This is a genomic window from Kosmotoga sp. (assembly GCF_982836095.1).
This window is the reverse complement of record NZ_CEYIHJ010000187.1, coordinates 1-2,899: the sequence shown is the minus strand read 5'-3', so window position 1 is coordinate 2,899 and position 2,899 is coordinate 1. Positions and strand designations below refer to the sequence as shown.

Genomic DNA, 2,899 nt, shown 5'->3' with positions numbered 1-2,899 from the left:
TAAAGAATTGGGCATAAGCAAAGAACAATTCATAAAGTATGCGAAGTTATCTGGTTTAAACGAATTGAGTTGTGGAAAGATATCCGCTGTCGAATTCTGGAAAAGATTTCAAGATGTTTCTGGTATAAGGGTCACGGAAGAACTATGGGGAAAGTACTTCAAACCTTCTTTGAAAAAGGAAACCTATGATTTAATTCAAAAGCTAAAAACGAAATATAGAGTAGTAGCAGGTACAAATACTATTGAACCGCACTATAAAATAATGCAAAATCGTGAAGACCTTGAGGTCTTTGACAGAATATACGCCTCAAATATCATTGGTTACTCTAAACCAGATCAGGCGTTTTACATTACAATCCTGAAGGCTGAAGGAGCCAGCCCTGCAGAAACTGCTTTTATCGATGACACAAAGGCAAATGTTCTTTCAGCAAGGGAACTTGGTATAAAAGCAATTCATTTCAACGATGGCGCAGATATTGAAAAAATTCTTAAAGAAATCATCGACCAAGCTCTTTAAGGTATAATTCGGCGATTTGAAGATCATTCTGTGTGGTTATTTTTAAATTTAGTGAAAGGGGACTTAAAAGAAATACCTCACCAACGTATTTTGCGTAGAGAGTAGCATCATCTGTTGCTTCTTCAAAATGATCCTTCAAAGCGAGTTTGTGCGCCTCAAGAATTTCCTGGAAGAAGAAACACTGTGGAGTTTGAGCTTTCCATAATTTTGTTCTGTCAAGTGTGCGGGAAAGATGGTTCTCTTCCACTTGGTAAATAGTATCGGTAACTTTTTCGGCGATAACAACCCCCTTCTTAGGCTCAACGAGCTTCAATATCTCTTCAATCTGTTTTGCGTTAAAAAGGGGACGTGCTGCATCGTGAATCATTACCCTTTGAGGATTGAATAGTCGTAATGTATTTAAACCGTTGAACACTGATTGCTGCCTGCTCTTTCCTCCTGGAACCACTTTTACCCCATTTAACCCATAGCTTTTCAGGAGCGCAATTCCTTTTTCAATCCAAGCTGGGTGCAATATAAGCACCACCCGATCAACAAATGGGGAGTAAAAAAAGAGCTCCACAGACCTTATAAAAATTTCTTTTCCTGAGAGTTTCACAAATTGCTTAGGGAGAGGGGAGCCAAAACGCTTCCCTTCTCCTCCAGCAACAATCAGCACAGCGGTTTTCATTTTATTAAATGGACAAAAAGCCCGCTTCTCAATTTAGGTTCAAACCACGTAGATTTTGGTGGCATAACCATTCCATTGTCAGCCACTTCCATGAGGTCTTCAAGAGAAGTGGGATACATGGCAAATGCCACTGCCCATCCGTTGTTTACTCTATCTTCAAGAGTTTTCAGTCCTCTTATACCACCCACAAAATCTATCCTCGGATCCTTTCTCGGATTCTCAATTCCAAGAATGGGCTTAAGAAGGTTTTCCTGGAGTATGGCAACATCTAAACTTGCTACTGGGTCAGAAACATTGAAACTACCTTCTTTGGCGTGCAGTACATACCACTTGCCTGACAGATACATACCAAATTCATGTTTCTGAGAGGGTTTATAAGGAGAGGCTGGAGCAAGTTCTATCTCGAAAGCCTCTTTCAGCTTTTCAAAGAATTCACCTTCTGCAAGACCGTTGAGATCCTTAACAACCCTATTGTAATCCAAGACCTGCAAATGAGAATGTGGAAAGATTACTGAGAGGAAATAGTTATATTCTTCTTCCCCGGTGTGATTGGGATTTTTTGATTTCATTAGTTCTCTTACCCTTGAAGCCGATGCAGCTCTATGATGTCCATCGGCTATGTAAAGTGCAGGAATTCTATCAAATGCCCTTTTGATTTTCTCTATATTCTCTTGTTCATAGACAGGAAATACTTTATGCTGAACACCTTTTTCATCCGTAAAATCATAAAGAGGGTTTAATTTTGTCGTTAATTCCTTGAGGAGGTTATCAAAATCCTTTTCAGCCCTGAAAGTGAGAAAAACAGGTCCCGTGTTTGCGCCAACAGTGTACACGTGTCTTGCTCTGTCATCTTCTTTGTCCTGCCTGGTAAGTTCATGTTTCTTTATAGCTCCTGATTGATACTCATCCACTGAAGCACAACCCACTACACCTGTTTGAGTGTGCTCTCCCATTCTCTGCCAGTAAATATAATACGCAGGTTTTTCTTCCATGACGAGAATCCCAGATTCCATCATTTTCACCAGATTTTCTCGTGCCTTTTCATAGACGGGTTCACCATAGTGCGGAACATCAGATGGAAGATCTATTTCCGCCCTAATAACGTGCATGAAGCTTTCAGGTGTTCTGCCATATTCCTTCGCTTCATCATAACTCACAACATCGTAGGGAGGACAACTTACTTTCTCTACCAATTCGGGTTTTGGTCTTACCGCTTTGAAAGGTCTAACTACTGACACTTTATCCCTCCTTAACGAATTTATCAAAGTATTTTTGCTGACGCTGAAACATCACCTTTGCTTCTTCATCATCAGCCTCGTGGTCATAACCCAAAATGTGCAGTAAACCATGAATCAACATCAAACTTAGTTCTTCTTCAAAACTGTTTCCGTAGCTTTTTGCCTGCTGTTCAATGGTCTCCAGAGAAACCATAATATCCCCAATAACATCCTCATCAAGCCCATACTCAAAGGAAAGGACATCGGTAGGACCTTCCTTTTTTCTATATTTTGCGTTCAAGCTCGCAATTTCGGCATCGTTAGTGAGCATAATATCCAGTTCGGAATCAGGTTCTTTCCCTAATTCATTGACAACTACATTTTTTATCAAATTCTCAAGCTTTTCAAGATCGATTATCTTTGCTGTTCGGTTTTCTATTACGATTTTCATCAGAAATCACCACCTTTTCCACCTCCGCCTCCACCAAAAGCACT

The 2,899-nt window shown here is 40.1% G+C and carries 4 protein-coding genes; 1 reads left to right on the top strand and 3 read right to left on the bottom strand.

The features are described from left to right. On the top strand, positions 1-517 hold a 517-nt coding region (locus AC3LHT_RS09805; RefSeq protein ID WP_488662759.1), incomplete at its 5' end, for an HAD-IA family hydrolase. On the opposite strand, the gene ispD is transcribed toward AC3LHT_RS09805, so the two are convergent. From ispD to ybeY, 3 genes are read right to left on the bottom strand one after another with little or no spacing between them, the layout of a single operon-like run. Then, on the bottom strand, positions 498-1,187 hold the full coding sequence (gene ispD / locus AC3LHT_RS09800) for a 2-C-methyl-D-erythritol 4-phosphate cytidylyltransferase (RefSeq protein WP_488662758.1): 690 nt from the start codon (positions 1,185-1,187) through the stop codon (positions 498-500). The genes AC3LHT_RS09805 and ispD overlap by 20 nt on opposite strands. Then, positions 1,184-2,425 carry a DUF1015 domain-containing protein gene (locus AC3LHT_RS09795; protein ID WP_488662757.1) on the bottom strand — a complete coding sequence of 414 codons (1,242 nt, stop codon included), beginning with the start codon at positions 2,423-2,425 and terminating at the stop codon, positions 1,184-1,186. The genes ispD and AC3LHT_RS09795 overlap by 4 nt, the downstream gene beginning before the upstream one ends. 1 nt (position 2,426) lies before the next feature. Then, positions 2,427-2,855, bottom strand: a complete 429-nt coding sequence (gene ybeY / locus AC3LHT_RS09790) for an rRNA maturation RNase YbeY (protein WP_290667343.1) — start codon at positions 2,853-2,855, stop codon at positions 2,427-2,429. Between the last annotated feature and the right edge of the window lie 44 nt (positions 2,856-2,899).